The organism is uncultured Streptococcus sp., assembly GCF_963525625.1.
Taxonomy (GTDB): domain Bacteria; phylum Bacillota; class Bacilli; order Lactobacillales; family Streptococcaceae; genus Streptococcus.
Window position 1 is genome coordinate 69,381 of the sequence record NZ_CAURLD010000005.1, and the last position, 17,863, is coordinate 87,243.

The following is a 17,863-nucleotide window of genomic DNA, read 5'->3' on the forward strand; positions in this document are numbered from 1 at the left end:
AAAGAAATAAAGAGAAGCTATATCTTATAGCTTCTCAGATATAATCTCAAAAGTCGCCTGATTGCTGGGCCAGTACAACTGCGACGAAACTTTGTCTAAAGCTATCCACTGAGCTCCCACATGCTCATCTGAAAGCTGGATTTCCTTCTGTTCAGTCATAACTAGAAAAAGATTTTTGTGAATGGTTAAATTTTCATCAATCTTTACCATAAAATCTCCAAGACTAGTCAGATTTGAACAAGCTAAGAGCAAGCCGGTCTCTTCTTTTATTTCACGAAGGCAGGCTTCTTCTGGACTCTCACCACTCTCAATCCCACCAGTAATGGGCTGCCAAAAGGAAACTTTCTCATTCTCAACTTTCAAGAGCAGGATTTCCCTATCCTCTGGATGATAGATCCAGGCTTCAATTGACTGCCTCATCATGATTTTTTCTCAATCGGTGCTATGCTGGCCAGTACTTTCTTCAGACCGACTTCTGGGAAATTAATCTTGAGTTCTTGACTGTTGCCACTGCCAGAGACTGCCAGAACTGTCCCATCGCCCCATTTCTTATGGTGGGCAATATCTCCGATAGCCCAAGCAACTTCCGGCTTAGATGGCTGGCTCTGACTGCTCTTGCCAAAAGGCAGACTGCCTGTAGAAATGGAACTTGGTGCCGCCTGACGCTTCCGCTCCTGTAGAGCCTGTGCTAGACTCATGCCCTGACCGAATTTGCTAGTATCGCTATTGGTATAACTGACCTTAAAGGAGCTGTTTGCTGGTCGAGCCAGTCCCTGATAGTCTAGCAAGTCTGAGCTGATTTCTCTCAAAAAGCGGGTCGGCTGATTATAGTTGGTTTTACCATAAAGCATACGGGAATTGGCATTAGTCAGATAGAGAATCTTCTCTGCTCGGGTAATGCCGACATAGGCCAAACGTCGCTCCTCTTCCAGCTCATCCTCATCTTCAGATGCCCGACTTAGAGGGAAGACATTTTCCTCCATACCAACCAGAAAGACGACTGGAAATTCCAATCCCTTAGCCGCGTGAAGGGTCATCAAAGTCACTTCAGAACTCTCCTCATCTCCGTCATCTGTGTCCGCTATCAAGGCTAAGTCATTGAGAAAACGGCTGAGCTTGTCAAGACCAGACTCATCAGCAGGATTGTCTGGACTTTCATCAAAGTTCTTGGTTACAGACAGGAATTCTTCGATATTTTCAATCCGTGCTTGGCTCTCCAAGGTCGCCTGGGCTGCCAAGGAAGCAGCATAACCTGTCTTTTCCAATACAGCTTCTACCAGCTCCGTCACTGTATAATCATCCAAACGCTCCCTCAAATCGAGAAGCATATTGGCAAAATCATAGACTGCCTGAGCCGCCTTGCCCTTGACCGGTGACAGCAGGATATTGGCTGATGCATCCAGTAGAGAGATTTCCTGGCTGGACGCAAAATTTCGAATCTTCTCCACCGTTCCTGGACCGACACCACGTTTGGGCTCATTGACCACGCGCTCATAACTGATATTGTCGCTAGGATTGGCGATGAGATTGAGATAAGAAATGACATCGCGGATTTCCTTGCGGCTGTAGAACTTGGTTCCACCGACCATGGTATAGGGAATATTGGACTTGAGCAGGGCTTCTTCCACCGTCCGTGACTGGGCATTGGTCCGGTAAAGAACTGCAAAATCCTTATGACTATATCCTTCTCGGCTCAGCTGGTCAATGGTTCGAGCGACAAAGAGAGCCTCGTCCTGCTCGTCATTAGACCGATAGTAGACAATTTCCTCACCGTCTTCGTTTTGAGTCCAGAGATTTTTAGGACGACGGTTGCGGTTGTTTCGGATGACCTCATTAGCCGCCTGAAGAATGGTCTTAGTCGAGCGATAGTTTTCCTCTAATAGAACTACCTTAGCTTCAGGATAATCCTTTTCAAAGTCCAGGATATTCTGCATATCGGCTCCCCGCCAGCCATAGATAGACTGGTCGGCGTCTCCGACCACGCAGATATTCTTAAAGCGAGAAGCCAAGAGCTTGACCAGCTGGTACTGGGCATGGTTGGTATCCTGATACTCGTCCACATGGATATATTGATAACGCTGCTGGTAGTAGGTCAGGACATCTGGATTCTGGTCAAAAAGGCGCAGCGTCAGCATAATCAAGTCATCAAAGTCCATAGCTTCGGACTGGCGTAATTCCTTTTGATAGGCTGTGTAACACTTGGCCACAATCTCCGTATACATATCACCAGCTAGATTTGCATAGGCCACCTCGTCAATCAGGTCGTTCTTAGCATTGGAAATAGTACCCAGAATGGCGCGCTCATTCCACTTTTTAGGATCCAGATTGAGATTTTTGAGAATTCGCTTCATCAGAGTCCGCTGTTCACCTGGATCAACGATCGTAAAGTTACGGTTGTAGCCAATATGATCTGCTTCTCGCCGCAGGATGCGCACACACATAGAGTGGAAGGTAGCGATTAAGCAATCTTGAGCTTCCGTTTTAAGTTTTTCAGCCCGTTCTCTCATCTCCCGTGCCGCCTTATTGGTAAAGGTAATGGCAAGTATATTCCAAGGATTAACCATCTTCTCATCAATCAAATAGGCAATGCGGTGGGTCAGGACACGGGTCTTACCCGAACCAGCTCCCGCCATTATGAGCAAAGGCCCTTCTGTTGTTTGAACCGCCTCAGCCTGACGGTCATTCATACCGTTTAATAAAGGATGCATTTTTCTTCCTCTTTCAAAGTCAATGCTACTATTATAACAAAAATCCTGATGAAGCTAAACCAGAAAGAAGAGGAATTTCTGATTTTAGATTAGATTTTTAGTAAGTCATTTAAGCAACCCTACGCCCGACGGAAATTGAAAATCACCCCTATTTTTGCTATAATATGCCCATATGAGACTTAGAACATCTGTCCAGAGATGACATTTCTTCTCAAGTCTCTTTTCCATTCTGCTGCCCCACTTAGAAAGAAAGGCTGTCATGAAAAATCCTAGTAACAATCTGAAGCTAGCGGAGAGAGGAGCCATCCTTTCCATCGCTACCTATCTGATTCTCTCCGCGGTCAAGATTATCGCAGGCTCGACCCTCCAGTCCTCCAGTCTGACGGCCGACGGCTTTAACAACGTCTCTGATATCGTGGCTAATATCGCCGTCTTAATCGGCCTGCGTATGGCCAGAAAACCAGCCGACCGTGACCATCGCTTCGGCCACTGGAAAATAGAAGATCTGGCCAGTCTCATCACATCTTTCATCATGTTTTTCGTTGGATTTGATGTCTTGATAGAGACTATTCAAAAGATCATCTCCAACCAAGAGACCAAGATTGACCCAGTTGGTGCCGCGGTGGGAATCATCTCAGCTATCATCATGTTGAGTGTTTATTTTTACAATAAAACACTGGCTAAAAAAGCTCACTCCAAGGCTCTGGATGCTGCAGCCAAGGACAACTTGTCAGACGCTGTCACTTCTATCGGAACTTCAGTTGCTATCATTGCCAGCGCCTTTAACTTTCCAATCGTTGATAAGCTGGCAGCCATTATCATTACCTTCTTCATTCTCAAGACGGCCTATGATATCTTTATGGAATCTTCCTTCAGCCTGTCCGACGGATTTGATGAAAGCCTGCTCCAAGACTATAAGCAAGCTATCTTGGAAATTCCTAAAATCACTCAAGTCAAGTCACAGCGCGGCCGGACCTATGGCAGTAATATCTATCTAGATATTATCTTGGAAATGAACCCAGATTTATCTGTTTTTGAAAGCCATGAGATTGCGGACCAAGTTGAGGATATGTTGATGGAGCGCTTCGGAGTCTTTGACATTGACATTCATATCGAGCCCGCTCCCATTCCCGAAGATGAGATGTTGGCCAATCTTTATCCAAACCTGCTCATGCGTGAACAGCTCGTTGAGCAAGGCAGCCAACTGGATACACTTCTGTCAGCAGAATTTCTCTATATTTCCCAAGATGGCCGACAGCTGAACAAGGCTGAGTTTCAGACAGAAAGAGCCTCAAAAACACCTATCAAAAACTTTGAACTGCTCTCTGTCAGCCAGAAAACCAAGCTCATCCGCTATGAAATGGACGGTGTTATCCATACCAGCCTCTGGCGCCGCCACGAAGTATGGCAAAATATCTTTCACCAAGAGACACGAAAAAACCAGTCTGATGATTAAATCAGTCTGGCTTTTTCTTTGCAACACATCCTTCATTTCCCCGTATAATAAATAACAGTAATGCTATCTAGACTTTGCAAATTTGTTGGATTCTCTTTAACTTTTAGGCCGTCTTTTTCAGGATTGTCAGACAAATAATAGTTGTCATAGCTATCATCTAGATCGGTATAAATCTTTATCTTATCATTAACAAGTAAAGCAGCATATCTTGCCTGTCCAAAAGGCTTTCTTGAAATCTTTGTAAATTCAATTTTTTCAACATTTTCATAGTGATTCAGTAAAAATAAAGCCAGCCCCTCTTCCTGATTGCGTACCTTTACTTTTTCCTCTGTCGTCAGCCAAGCATTTTCTCCAGAGTAAATAACATCCGTCTCACCCGTATCTTTAAAATTTGTGACCTTCTCTTTCTTTTTCAGACGAAAAGTCAATTCTGTCGAATCAGTGTGAGAACTATCATTTATATTATAGTTTTCATCTTTTGAGTCCAAAGAAACATGTGGGATATAACTGGTGTCATTTACTATGAGACTAACGGAATCCCCTTTCCATAAATTTCCCTTGGAAAATTCATCAAATTCAATTTTTTGAACATCTTCATAATGATTAATGATATAAAGTGCAAGCTTTTGCTCTTTCTTATGAAGCTCAGTCATTTCTGTATCTGACATCCATATTTTTTCACCATCTCTATTTACTATACTGCTACATGCTGTCAAAAAACTTAGAGCCAGTATAGCAAAAAATAATAATTTCTTCTTTCTTGACTTCAAGAGCAGTCTCCTTTAACAGTCTTTTGATATTAGTATACCACATCAAGACAAGTATCTTTATGTTTACTTGTAACTTGAAAGTTGATTTGCAAAGAAAAAAACCAAGGCTTGCCCTGCCTTGGTTGAAAATAGACTTCAATTTACTTATTTTTAATAAAACCAAATTCATTAAGAGGTGAGAGTCGGAACTCCACCACTCCCTTGATTTGACTGGCTTTGATGAGTCCAAATTCTCGGCTGTCCTTGGTATTTTCACGTCGGTCATTAAGAATCAGATAAGAATCTTTAGTAATTTTATCAGACTTTGAGTCTTTTAAATCCATAATAGAGAAATCATGAGTGTAGTAACCCGAACTTCCTGCTGAAGCCAAATATTTCTCGCGCATTTTCTCAATGTATTCTTCCGACATGACCTGGCCGTTCAGGTAAAGAAGATCATCCATATAGGTTACCTGATCTTTTTCCTGGGCAATGATCCGGCCGACATAGTCTTTGCCGTCCACTTCATAGAGGACAAAGTCTCCACGCTTGATGTCTTGCTTTCTCGTCGCCAAGACCAAGTCATTCTTTGCCAAATAAGCATTGCTGTCTTGCTCAGTCACCCGATAAGGCGTATAAATAAAAACTCTCAGCCCTATAATAATAGCTGCCAGTACTGAAAAAATAATGATATTTCTTAATAAATCTCTCTTTAACATTCGTCTCTCCCATCTCTTTTATACCATTATATCATTTTTAGATAAAATAGACAAAGAGACAATCTTATTTCAAAAATCAAAACGCTGACGTGTCCTCCTTCTCAAGCAAGATAATGGTCATCACTTTGACAAGAAAAAACCGATGATTTTTCAATCAACGGTTCTTTTTATTGTCTTAGATTAACGTACTGTACGGATACGCATTGTGTTGGTACGAACTGCTTCACCAAGCGGCACACCAGCAACGATAACGATATCATCACCAGATTCAACCAAGCCTTGCTCAACCGCAATCTTTTCAGCGATGTCAAACATATCATCTGTGTTAGATGGAGTGTTTGTAGTCACTGGAATTACACCCCAGTTCAGCATAAGACCGCGTTGAGTCAATTCGTCAAAAGTGATAGCCAAGATATCAGCATTTGGACGGTATTTAGAAATCAAGCGGGCTGTATGACCTGTCTTAGTAAGGGTAACTACCAACTTAATATCCATTGAGTTTGTAGCATCTTTAACTGCTGAAGCCATAACTTCAGTCTTAGAGTTACGCTCAAAGTTATCAGTTGTCAAACGGCCATATTCGTTAAGAAGGGTTTGAGCATTCTTATCGATAGTAGCCATTGTTGTAACTGACTCAAGTGGGTATTTACCGTTTGCAGACTCTCCTGAAAGCATGGTTGCATCAGTTCCGTCGATAACAGCGTTAAATACGTCTGATACTTCTGAACGAGTTGCACGTGGTTTTTCAGTCATTGTTTCAAGCATGTTTGTTGCAGTGATAACAACTTTACCTGCAGCATTGACTTTATTGATGATCATTTTTTGGTAAACTGGAACCATTTCGAATGGTACTTCGATACCCATGTCACCACGAGCGATCATGATACCATCAGCAGCTTCAATGATTTCATCCAAGTTATCGATACCTTGTTGGTTTTCGATTTTCGCGAACAATTGAACATGGCCATTACCCGTTTCTTCACAGATTGCACGAACTTCGTTGACGTCTTTTGCAGTACGTACAAATGAAATCGCGATGAAGTTGATTCCTTGCTCAAGACCAAAGCGGATATCGTCATTGTCACGCTCAGCAAGTGCTGGGAAAGGAATCTTAGTGTTAGGAATGTTCACACCTTTTTGCTTAGCAATGATGCCGTCATTTTCAACTTCTACTTCAAATTCACGAGTATCATCGTCTTTTTCGACAACACGAAGACCAAGTTTACCATCGTCAACCAATACTTGACGGCCAACTTCAACATCATCGTAGATGTCCAATCCACCAGCAACGTTCAAAGCAATTACTTCACGAGTAGATTTGATACCTTGCTTAGTAGCAACACGGATTTTTTCACCAGTCTTGTATGAATACTCTTTTGCATCGCCTTCGAACAATTCTGTACGAATTTCTGGTCCTTTTGTATCAAGAAGGAAACCAACTTTTTGGCCGGCAATTTCTTCTGCACGCTTAACAGTTGCCATGCGCTCTCCTTGCTCAGCATGGTCACCGTGTGAGAAGTTGAAACGGAATGTGTTTGCGCCAGCTTCAATCAACTTAGCAATGTTTTGAGCTGATGCTTCAACATCCAGCTTTTCTCCCCAATATCCGTCATCACCGAATTTTTTACCACCGCGGATTTCTACCGCAGGACCTAATGTTGCAACGATTTTTACACGTTTATTCATGATTGTATGAAACTCCTTCTTCTATTTGGCCTCTTGGCCTGAATAACAAATAATAATTAAATATTGATGCTGCGGTTCAAATCAGCCAAGTCCAGATCAGCCTTGTGCGGATTGTTAACGACAATTTTGCCTTCAGCAGTCAAGCTAAAGAGTGCTCCTTCTTCAGCAGTTCCCAAAATTGGGCTTTCAACCATCTGCTCATTGCGGATTCCAACAGCAACTCCGCCGATACCTTCTTTAAGCAGTTTAACAGCATGTGCTCCCATACGAGATGCAAGAACACGGTCACGCGCAGTCGGTGAGCCTCCACGCTGGATATGTCCGAGCTCTGTGACACGCAAATCGCTCATATCTCCAGCTTCTTTCAGCTTTTCAGCAAATTCATCCGCTGACATGACACCCTCAGCCAAGACGATGATATTGTGCTTCTTACCCTTGGCATAGCCACTCTTAATGCTTTCAACAACTTCTTCGATCTTGAAACCTTCTTCAGGAACGATGATTTCATCCGCACCAGATGCGATACCTGCCCAGAGAGCAATATCACCAGCATTACGTCCCATTACTTCAATAACGAAAGTACGGCGGTGACTGGATGAGGTATCTCGAATCTTGTCAATCGCATCCATAGCTGTAGTAACAGCTGTATCAAAACCGATAGTGAAGTCTGTTCCGACGATATCATTGTCAATGGTTCCTGGAACACCGACAGCTGGGAAGCCGTGCTCTGTCAAGCGCATAGCACCGTGGTAAGATCCATCTCCACCGATAACAACGACACCTTCAATGCCATGTTTTTTAAGCTGCTCAATCCCTTTCAGTTGCCCTTCAACTTGGGCAAACTCAGGGTAACGTGCAGAGTGAAGGAAAGTCCCACCGCGAGAAATAATGTCACCAACTGATGTCGCATCAAGTGGGTAAATCTCGCCAGCTACCATTCCAGCGTAACCATCATAAATCCCGTAGACTTCCATTCCTTCGGAAATTGCTTTACGAACAACTGCACGGATGGCAGCATTCATTCCAGGGGCATCACCACCACTAGTCAAAACAGCAATACGTTTCATTTCGCTTTTTGCTCCTTTTTCTTTTTAACATTCTTATAGATTATACCACAATCATCATGAAAATTCTCTTATTTTCCATATTTTTTAACGAAAAATCGTTTTCATAGTATAATTCTTCAATTCCTCTTGCAGCTGCTCCGATTTCTCCACTCGAAAATGCGGTGCAGATATGGTTCGCTTCTCATCTTCATAGCGCAGGACAACCGGAATATTGCCGGGGTATTTCTGCAAAATCTGAGATATTTCCTGATCATGTTCATGGCCCGCAAGTTTTATCCAGAAGCGTTCAGTCGTGGCCTCCTCCATGTCTGCCAAGACCAACTGTAAGCGTCCATCCCGTTCCTGCACCTTGCCGGTCAAGTAGTAAATACCCTTCTCCTTAATGCGTTCACCTAGCTGGCGATAGGTATCAGGAAAGAGGGTAACATCCAGTTTTTTCTTGGTATCTGAAACCTGCAAGAAGGCCATATTCTCGCCCTTTTTAGTCCGGATAGTCTTGATAGTCTGGACTTCAGCTAAAATCCTAGCTCTGCTATTTTCTGTCAAATCACTAATCCAGCTAAAGGGCTGGTCCGCTTCTTTGGCCAGTTTAACCAAGGGGTGATCGCTAAGCCCCACACCGATAATGCTCTGTTCCAGCTCAAACTTTTCAGCATCGCTAAAATCCTGAGCCTCTGTCCAAGAATAGGTCGTATCCGCAAAGAGACTGCCCAGCTCATCTGCAAATACAAATAGATTAGGCAGATTGGCTAGAATTTTTTGGCGATTTTTCTCAAAACTGTCAAAGAGCCCCAGCTGGATCAGAGGAGTCAGCAGCGGAATCTTATGGTAATTCTGAGGCAGGCGCAGAATAAAGTCTTCCACCCCAGTAAAGGCAGCATTTTGTCGCTCTTCGATAATCCAGTAAGCCAAATCCCTAGGCAGGCCTTTGATATTTTTCAGGCCCAAAAAAATTTTCTTATCCTGAAACTTATCATGGTAGGGAATATTGTTGATACTGAGGGGGGCTGTTTCAAAGTCAAAACTCAGGGCATCGGTGATATAGTCACTACTTGAATAATTGAGCATGACATCAAAGAAAACATCTGGATAGTGAGCCTTGAAGTAAGCCAACTGAAAGGCCAGAGCTGAGTAGGCATAGGCATGGCTGCGGTTAAAGCCATAGCCAGCAAACTTCTCCATAATAGCAAAGACTTCCTTGGCTTTAGTTTCCGAGTGACCTAGCTTGAGAGCACCTGCAACAAAGTCTTCCTGCATGCGGTGCATTTCAGCAGCACTCTTCTTTCCCATGGCCCGCCGCAAAATGTCAGCTTTCCCCAGACTAAAGCCACCAAAGCGCTGGGCTACCTGCATGACCTGCTCTTGGTAGAGCATGATACCGTAAGTCGGGACTAGAATATCAGCCAAACTATCATCAATCAACTCCACCTGCTCCAGTCCATGCTTTCTCTTGACAAAATTGTCGATGAAATCACTGGCTCCAGGACGATTGAGAGAGGTTGTGGCCACTACTTCCTCAAAGCGAACCGGCTGAACCCGCTTAAGCAGGCTGATTGCACCCGGCTGCTCAAACTGGAAAATCCCCTTGGTCTGGCCAGCCGCAAAGAGTTTCAGAGTGTCTGCATCCTCCAAGTCAATCTCGGCAATCTCAATATCTACCTCATATTTTTTCAGGGTTGCTTCCTTCATCCGCTGGACAAAGGTCAGATTGCGCAAGCCCAGAAAGTCCATCTTGAGCAGACCGTTGCTCTCCACACCGTGGGCATCATATTGGGTGATATACATGTCCTCACCATATTTGAGCGGTATCTGGTCTGTCAGGTCATTGTCACTCATCACAACGCCAGCTGCGTGGATAGAAGTCTGACGGGGATGACCTTCGATCTTTTTAGCAATATCAAAGGCCTTTTGATATTCCAGCTTACTATTGATAATCTGACGAAAGGCCATATTTTTCTCATAAGCAGAGGTCAGACTATCCCCGAAGCGGATTTTCTTGGTGATATTGGTCAGTTCGTACTCTGGCAGACCAAAGCGCTTGAAGACATCGCGAATGGCCTGCTTGGCTCCAAAGGTCGAGTAGGTCACAATCTGAGCCGCGTGCATACTGCCATAGCGGTCGCGGACATAGCGGATAAACTCCGGCCGGTAAACATCAGGAATATCGATATCAATATCGGGCATGGTATAGCGCTCTAGATTTAGAAAGCGCTCAAAGAGCAGGTTATTCTTGACTGGGTCTATCCCAGTAATCTCCAAAGCATAGGCTACCAGACTGCCGACAGCAGATCCTCGGCCCATGCCCATATAATAGCCCTGACTGCGACCAAAGCGCAGCAAATCCCAGACGATGAGAAAGTAATCATCAAAACCCATCTGATGAATGACATCCAGCTCCTGATCCAGTCGTTCCTGATAGAGTTCACCTGTTAAACCGCGTTTTTGCAAGCCAGCTTCGGAGCGCTCCCTTAGCTCTTCCACGGCTGGCCGCTCCCGATTAAAGCGGGGCAGTTTCAGCTCCCTATTGATATCGTAATGAACATCACGGACTAGCTGCTCAAGGTTAGCCAGACTCTCTGGGAAAGTTTCCTTAAAAGCTCCTGCCAGAGCATCTGGTGCCAGCAAAAACTCATGATTGGGCAGGCTGCCAATTTCCCGCAGGCTAGCATTTTCTCGAATCGCCCGGAGCATCTGCAAGGTTTCCAAATCCCCTGTGTCAAAATATCGGACGGTATGCAGGGGCAGAGTCGGCCGACCAAACTCCTGCTGGGGCGTTGCTGGAAAAACTCCAACATAAAAATCCAAACCCAAATTCAGGTCTGCTACTCCGTCAAAAGCAGGAACAATCACAGCCAATCCCTTAAAGAGATGCTGGAAATCCTCCCAATTCTTTTGTCCCATCATCTTGAGAGTTGAGACTTTCATCAGATTGCGATAGCCCTGACTGTCTAAGGCCAGCAGACGGAAATGAAGCTCCTGCTCTGCCTTGATCAGACTCAGCTCCAAGCCTAAAAGCGGTTGCAGTCCCGCAGATTCGGCTTCCTCTAAGAAATGATAAGCCCCATAGAGATTGTCCACATCCATCATGCCCAGATGACTGTATCCTAAGTCCTTGGCTTTTTGCACATATTTCTTTATCGGGATCAAGCTATCCATAAAACTGTAAACAGTCTTGGTATCAAGTTGTATCACCACATTTTTCTCCTTGAACATGCTTTGCTTCTTCTTATAACTATTATACCGCAATTCACTGAATGAGGGAAATAGGAGTTTGACCGAAAATAAAGATTCCATTCACCCTTTCCGGCTTTCTTTGCCATTTTCCTAAGGAAAAGGTATAATAATTGTAAATTGAAGAAAATAAAGGAGACATGTATGAATCAGTATCCTCTGGTCTATCTTGACCATGTCCATAAAAATTATGGCGACGCACCCGCCCTCTATGATGTGAGCTTAAACATTCAGCCTGGCAGAATCATCGGACTTCTAGGTCCTAATGGCAGCGGCAAGACAACTATTATCAAGCTTATCAATGGTCTCTTGCAGCCCACCTCTGGCCATATCTATCTTAAAGGCGTGGAACCTTCACCTGAGACCAAAAGAAGCGTTTCCTATCTGCCAGATACGACTTATCTGAGCGACAGCTCTAAAGTAATCGAAGCTGTAAAATATTTCCAAGATTTTTATGATAATTTTGACAGCGCGAAAGCCATGCAGCTTCTAAAGGATCTTCATATTGATCCTCAAGCGCGCATCGGAAGTCTATCAAAAGGAAACAAGGAAAAAATGCAGCTCATTTTGGTCATGAGCCGCCATGCGGAACTGTATATCCTAGACGAGCCTATCGGTGGTGTTGATCCAGCTGCTCGTGACTATATCCTGCAGACCATTATCCAAAATCGCACGCCTCAGTCTTCTGTCATCATTTCAACCCACTTGATTGCAGATATTGAGCCTATCTTGGATGAAGTCATCCTGATTAACCAAGGTCAGATTCTTTTGCATGAAAATGCTAATCAGTTGCGCCAACAATACAATCAATCCATTGATAATCTCTTCCGCAGCCAGTTTCGCTTTTATTAGGAGGTCTTCATTATATGTTCGGAAAACTCTTTAAATACGACTTTAAGTCTAATTACAAATGGTACTGTATCACCTTTGCCATTCTTCTCACTCTATCTATCTTGATGGGATTTATAACTGGCAGCAGCTTGAGACCTGAGGTCATGGAACGCTATAGTGACTACCCAATGGCTACTAGTGGTGTTATTGTCACTTTATACCTACTCTTCCTCTTGCTGTTTTCTGCATCCTGCGCTGTCTTTCTGTCCAATACCATCATTATTATCCGTCGGTTTTATAAAAATGTTTTTGGGCGAGAAGGCTACCTGACTTGGACCTTGCCGGTTACGCCGCATCAGATTCTTCTGTCTAAGCTTCTTTCCGCATTTGTTTGGACCCTCTTGTGTATGCTGACCATGTTTATTAGCGGCCTTGTCATTTTTGGCATTGCCCTCCCTATTACCGGCTATTCTTTTAATGAGATTTTTAAATATATTGGCGAAATCCCAGATTTATGGCTTTGGATTGTCAAATACGGCTTCCTTAATCTCCTCCAAATCCTTTCTGGTATCCTCTTCTTTTATCTAGCAATCTCAGTCGGACAGCTATTTAAGAAGAATCGGATTATGATGGCTGTGCTTTTAGGATTTTTGATTTGTAGTGTTCTGGCGGTCATGTCAATCTTCTTACCTAGTTTCTTCAATCCATATGGCCTATTTTCTCCATACCAATATAGTTACTCCGATACGGATTTTAAAATGATGCTAGATGTCTTTCTTCTTATCCGAATCGTCGTTGAACTGGTCAAAATTTTCGGTTTCTATTTTACAATCCATACCATTGTAAAAAACAAACTAAATCTTCAATAAGCAAAACAAGGTTGAAACATTTTGTTTCAACCTTGTTTATTTTTACTTCAGAATAATGGCTGCCACGATGGGGCTGACCAGAACGTACATGAGGCCGGTCACGCCAATCGCAAGTCCTGCCATAGCTCCTGCGACCTGACCGTATTTAAAGGCGGTCCCCGTTCCTACCGCATGGCCTGTTCCCCCTAAAGCTAGACCGATAGCTACCGGGTCTGTGATTTTTAAGAGCTTAAGAAGCGTTGGTCCTAAGACACTGGTCAGAATGCCCGTCGCAACCACCACCACTAATGTCACTGTAGCAAGACCTTGCAGCTTGTCTGTGATACCGACAGCCATGGCCGTTGTGACAGACTTCGGAAAAAGAGAAACAGCCAGAAAGAAATCCATGCCGAAAAACTTAGCCAACAGAGCAGTAAAGCTAGTATTGACTACAACCGCCGCAAAGGTCCCAATCAAAATACTGCGCGCATGGTGCTTCATCAAATGAAAAGTCTTGTAAAGCGGAATTCCCAAAGCAACCGTAGATGGCACAATTAGGTTGTTTAAATAGGAGCCGCCGACATAGTAATCCTTGTAGGAAATACCGGTTAATTTTAAAAAAGCAATAACCAAAACTGCTGCAATCAGCAAAGGAGTTGTCAAGGGATGAGGAAATCTCCTAAAAATCAATAGGCCGAACAGATAGGCCAAGATTGACAAGGCAAGGCCAAAGAGAGGGTTGCTCCATAAATCAGACATTGCTGGCGTCTCCTTCCTCATAATCTCCTTCGAAACGAGTCTTAATCAGCTGCACCACAACTGCAATCACGCAGACATTAAGCACAATTGCTCCTAAAACAATCAAAATAATCGGCAGTAGATAAGGCGCGATGACCTGAAATTTATCCATGATACCAACTGCTGGAGGCAGAAAAAGAATGGTCATATTTGCCAAAAGAAAATTGCCAACCATGCTGATATGACGCAGGCGCAGAAGCTTGAACTGCAGCGCCAAAAACAGCAAGACTAAACCAATGATACTGCCCGGAACAGGCAGATGGAAAACACTTGAAATCCCTTCTCCAACGAGGGAAATCATAAAAATAATCATCAACTGAACGTATAATTTCATACCAAACCTCCATCACTTGTATATCCAGTTTACTCCTTTTCAGAAAAATATCAAGGTGCTTTCAGAAATTAAAGCCTTTACATCCAAAATTTGCTTATAAAAATTCCCTCTATTGTCTGCAATAGAGGGTCTTTCTTATTTAGCAGTCGTCTGAACAGCTTCGCTACCTAGACAGATGCTAGAGGGATTGAATCATAAAGAAAATCATGAGCACAATCAGGGCAAGGCTTGCCAAAAGAACTAGGATTTTCTTTGCGAGGTGGGTTTCCCAGTAGCCTGACTTGCCAATCGATGTATTGGTGTCTCTGTAAAATTGCTGGCTCTCTCTGGGAAGAAGACTAACCAGCAAAATCAAGACAAGGGCTGCTACAATGGTAAGTGTAATCAATATTGTTTGCATTTTATTTCCTCAAGACTCCAATCAATGTAAAAATCAAGCCAATCAAGATCATCAAGCCCAAGGCGATGACAAAAGCCTTGTTGAGATTTTCACCCAAGCTGGCCTTTTCTTTCTTGGGCTTGCCATGCTTGAGCTCATCTAACCGCCCCTCAATATCCTTATGAAATAAATCTTTTTTAGCCATGCTGACCTCCTAGTACGCTTTGGAGAGTCTCCTGATAAAGACTGACGGGCACATCGTTAGCATGTTGGCCTTGTGCTTGCAAGGCTGACCGCATCTGCTCAACACCAGATAAGGCTTCTTCCAAAGTTGATGCCAACTGAGCAGGCTGGCTGCTGTCGAAAATATGCTGCTGGGCAATGTAGTGCCTATCATGCAGGGTCTGCTCAAAGCCTAGGATCAAGAGATTGTTCTCAAAAGCCTTGCGCACTGCCTGTAGAACCTGTCCGCCGTGATTAATATCCAGATAGATGTCTGATTCCAAGTAGAGCTGCTCAATTTGCTTGAGACTGGCATTTTGATAAAGAACGACATTCTTGTAGGACAGCATAGACAAGAGTTTGGGCGACATTTCCGTGAGAGCTGCAATGCGAAAGACTAGCTGCGGCAAGGCCTGAATCAAGGTCTCTAAGCCTTCAATCTGATCCGAATGGGTCAGGATTAAAGCATCTTTTCGTAGGTAGTTGTCCCGCTTGAAATCATAATGATAGCCTAGATGCAGGAACTTCTGCTGCTGGTCAGCTGCAGCCAAACTCTTAGCCTTTTCATAGGTCGCCAAATCTGGAATGACAATGGTCTGCGCCCGCAGCTGACTATTTTCCAGAATCAGCTGCATATTGCCCGGAAGCTCGTCATAAAGAGGCTCCTGCCAGAAGAGAATGTCCTGCCCTTTTAGGCCTGTCAAGCTGTGGGAAACCAGGAAAGAATAAGCCAGCGAATTAAAGAGAATGTGATCCAAGTCAAATTCTAGCCGCTCCAAGAAGAAACGGATAAAATCCACTCGGCTTTTAAAAATCCTCAAGGGCTCTTGGTCCAGTGTCAGGATGATGTCACCAGTGGCATGATTTTCCACGATACGTTCCTGACCGTCTGTGCTGTAGTAGGTCGTGTTGAAGGCTTCCTGAGCAGATTTATAAGCTGTTTTTGCAAAGCAGCGGCCTTGCTTATTATAGCGCTCACTCAGTCGCAGCTGGCCTTTTTTATCCAGCCAGTCCACCTGCTTGACCAAGCGACCCTTGGCCTGACTGGCATAGTGAATCCGTGCTCTTTCTTCCCCCATGTCACTGACACGCGCCGCCTGATGGTCGCCTGTAATTTCCCAGAAAGGCGGCACTGGCACTTGATTGAAAAAGAGCGGGTGGTCTACTCCCTCTTCATCCCCTAGAAAATATGTATAGGGAGATATCATGTCGTCCGGCAGAAAGCCATTGGCCTCAATGACAATGGTCGGACAGTCATAGCCAGCTGCAAGGAGGGAATCATGCAGATCCTGGGTTTCCTGATTGTAATAATCAAAGAGCTGAATCATCTCTGACCTCCTTTAAAAGCTGGGACCAAGCCGCTTCAACCCGGCTGGTCAAATAATTCTCGGCCACTTGATAAGAGTGTTGGCTCATCTCTTGCTGGCGTCCTTGGCTAAATAGAGCTACTATTTTCTCCACAAAAGCAGCAATAATCTGGTCCTCCACCTGATTGGAACTGACCGGCAGCAGATAGCCATTTTTACCATCATCGATAAAAGTCTGATTGCCATAGCGGACATCAAAGCCGATGAGAGGCAGACCCGATCCGACCGATTCCATCAGAGTCAAACCAAAGCCTTCACTGGTTGAAGCTGTCAGATAAAGCTCATAGACTGCATAAATCTGACTCAAATCTGCATGCCCTTTAAGCCGAATGTAGTCTTGAGCTCCTGCTTCCTCAATCCTACGGCGCAGCTTCTCCTCTTCGCCCCCCTTACCGTAAATATCCAGAGTCAGCTCAGGCAGCTGGGCATGGGCTTGGACGGTCGCTGCCACTAGCCAATCAATATGCTTTTCTGTAGCAAGACGCGAAGCCGTAATCATAGAAAAAGGCTTGCGAGGCTCTTTGGGATAAGTCAGTTGGTCGAGACTCCCTACCGGTATGGTGACAATCTTGGGCTGCTTGTCTGTGTAATGCTGGAACTGCTGCTCTAGAATCGTTTTCTGAGCCTCTGTTGCCACGATGAAGAAGTCCACCTTGTCAGCATTGGTAAACTGGTAGTCATAAAAATTGTTCCAGAGAATGTAGTCGTCGCTGCTGGCATTTTCACTAAAATGCTCCGCATGGACCACTACTCCCAGCTTAGCCTTCTGACTCTCCTCAAAGACAACCTGACCAATCCCTGTCTCCCTATCCAAGATGACAACATCATCAGACTGTAGCTTTAGACACTGAAGGAAATAACGAACCAGCTCAGCCTTGGAATAGAAAATCCGATCTGGAAAGCGATAGAGCTCTTCCTGACCATCCTCTATCAGCATGTCATAAGCCACACTGCCGTCTTCATGGTAAAAACGGCGCTGGTAGAGAGTTGCGGCTTCATTGTGGGGTGCGAAGTACTCACTGGCATAGCGGACATAGGAGAAATAATCCTTGCGAATCAATCTCCCCCGCGAGACATACTCCACATGCTCCACAAAGTCCTGGTCTTCCTGCCGCAGATAGCAAGTGATAAACTGATCATCCTGCGGATAGAAATAGCGGACAATCTTGCCCTCTCTCTCCGAGCGCTCCGGCTGACCTGCGACTTGAGCCAGCACCTGATCCAGCGTCACCGTCGTCGGTGCAATCTTGATATCAGTAAAGTAATTATAAAGCCAGATAACTTCCTCATCCAGAAAACCGATATTTTCCGTTAGATGCTGGATATTATCTGCTAAAATCATATCCATAAAGATAAACTTAGCCGGCTGCTGAATCCTGCGCAGAAGCTGGGCCCGATAAGCTTGGGCATATTCTACACCGCTGCTGGCCCAGCCGATGCCTAAGTTGATGTTATATACTGTCATATT

16 protein-coding genes are annotated in these 17,863 nt (G+C 44.3%); 3 read left to right on the top strand and 13 right to left on the bottom strand.

The genetic code is table 11. The features are described 5' to 3' along the window. Positions 1-24 precede the first annotated feature (24 nt). Positions 25-423: an NUDIX domain-containing protein gene (locus RYK49_RS04175; protein ID WP_314864971.1), complete on the bottom strand. Its 399-nt coding sequence runs from the start codon at positions 421-423 to the stop codon at positions 25-27. Then, positions 420-2,708: a DNA helicase PcrA gene (pcrA, locus tag RYK49_RS04180; protein WP_314864973.1), complete on the bottom strand. Its 2,289-nt coding sequence runs from the start codon at positions 2,706-2,708 to the stop codon at positions 420-422. Before pcrA ends, RYK49_RS04175 begins: the two co-directional genes overlap by 4 nt. 259 nt (positions 2,709-2,967) lie before the next feature. Between pcrA and RYK49_RS04185 the strand changes: the two genes are divergently transcribed. Continuing rightward, positions 2,968-4,164: a cation diffusion facilitator family transporter gene (locus tag RYK49_RS04185; protein WP_314830895.1), complete on the top strand. Its 1,197-nt coding sequence runs from the start codon at positions 2,968-2,970 to the stop codon at positions 4,162-4,164. Between the two features lie 32 nt (positions 4,165-4,196). Here RYK49_RS04185 and RYK49_RS04190 read toward each other — a convergent pair whose 3' ends face one another. The 5 genes from RYK49_RS04190 to RYK49_RS04210 form a co-directional block, all read right to left on the bottom strand. Then, a complete protein-coding gene (locus RYK49_RS04190; RefSeq protein WP_314830894.1) occupies positions 4,197-4,934 on the bottom strand; it encodes a hydrolase in 738 nt (245 codons plus the stop codon). A gap of 140 nt (positions 4,935-5,074) precedes the next feature. After that, complete coding sequence (gene lepB, locus RYK49_RS04195) at positions 5,075-5,632, bottom strand: signal peptidase I (protein ID WP_314830893.1); 558 nt, start codon at positions 5,630-5,632, stop codon at positions 5,075-5,077. Between the two features lie 180 nt (positions 5,633-5,812). Further along, on the bottom strand, positions 5,813-7,318 hold the full coding sequence (gene pyk / locus RYK49_RS04200) for a pyruvate kinase (RefSeq protein WP_314864975.1): 1,506 nt from the start codon (positions 7,316-7,318) through the stop codon (positions 5,813-5,815). A gap of 56 nt (positions 7,319-7,374) precedes the next feature. Then, positions 7,375-8,385 carry a 6-phosphofructokinase gene (pfkA, locus tag RYK49_RS04205; RefSeq protein ID WP_002906871.1) on the bottom strand — a complete coding sequence of 337 codons (1,011 nt, stop codon included), beginning with the start codon at positions 8,383-8,385 and terminating at the stop codon, positions 7,375-7,377. Between the two features lie 84 nt (positions 8,386-8,469). Beyond that, on the bottom strand, positions 8,470-11,580 hold the full coding sequence (locus RYK49_RS04210; RefSeq protein ID WP_314864977.1) for a DNA polymerase III subunit alpha: 3,111 nt from the start codon (positions 11,578-11,580) through the stop codon (positions 8,470-8,472). Positions 11,581-11,760: 180 nt separating this feature from the next. Here RYK49_RS04210 and RYK49_RS04215 point away from each other — a divergent pair, with 180 nt between their 5' ends. Then, positions 11,761-12,468 carry an ABC transporter ATP-binding protein gene (locus RYK49_RS04215; protein WP_314830890.1) on the top strand — a complete coding sequence of 236 codons (708 nt, stop codon included), beginning with the start codon at positions 11,761-11,763 and terminating at the stop codon, positions 12,466-12,468. Positions 12,469-12,482: 14 nt separating this feature from the next. Continuing rightward, positions 12,483-13,316: a lantibiotic ABC transporter permease gene (locus RYK49_RS04220; protein WP_314830889.1), complete on the top strand. Its 834-nt coding sequence runs from the start codon at positions 12,483-12,485 to the stop codon at positions 13,314-13,316. Between the two features lie 42 nt (positions 13,317-13,358). On the opposite strand, the gene RYK49_RS04225 is transcribed toward RYK49_RS04220, so the two are convergent. From RYK49_RS04225 to gtfA, 6 genes are all read right to left on the bottom strand, one after another. Then, positions 13,359-14,054 (bottom strand): LrgB family protein, encoded by a 696-nt coding sequence (locus tag RYK49_RS04225; RefSeq protein ID WP_002897855.1) that lies wholly within the window; start codon positions 14,052-14,054, stop codon positions 13,359-13,361. Further along, positions 14,047-14,427 (bottom strand): CidA/LrgA family protein, encoded by a 381-nt coding sequence (locus tag RYK49_RS04230; RefSeq protein ID WP_002900667.1) that lies wholly within the window; start codon positions 14,425-14,427, stop codon positions 14,047-14,049. The genes RYK49_RS04225 and RYK49_RS04230 overlap by 8 nt, the downstream gene beginning before the upstream one ends. 178 nt (positions 14,428-14,605) lie before the next feature. Beyond that, complete coding sequence (locus RYK49_RS04235; protein ID WP_125348513.1) at positions 14,606-14,827, bottom strand: accessory secretory protein Asp5; 222 nt, start codon at positions 14,825-14,827, stop codon at positions 14,606-14,608. Between the two features lies 1 nt (position 14,828). After that, complete coding sequence (asp4, locus tag RYK49_RS04240; protein ID WP_002910118.1) at positions 14,829-15,011, bottom strand: accessory secretory system protein Asp4; 183 nt, start codon at positions 15,009-15,011, stop codon at positions 14,829-14,831. After that, on the bottom strand, positions 15,004-16,356 hold the full coding sequence (gene gtfB, locus RYK49_RS04245) for an accessory Sec system glycosylation chaperone GtfB (RefSeq protein ID WP_314830888.1): 1,353 nt from the start codon (positions 16,354-16,356) through the stop codon (positions 15,004-15,006). The genes asp4 and gtfB overlap by 8 nt, the downstream gene beginning before the upstream one ends. Beyond that, positions 16,340-17,860, bottom strand: a complete 1,521-nt coding sequence (gene gtfA / locus RYK49_RS04250) for an accessory Sec system glycosyltransferase GtfA (protein WP_314830887.1) — start codon at positions 17,858-17,860, stop codon at positions 16,340-16,342. Before gtfA ends, gtfB begins: the two co-directional genes overlap by 17 nt. Positions 17,861-17,863 lie beyond the last annotated feature (3 nt).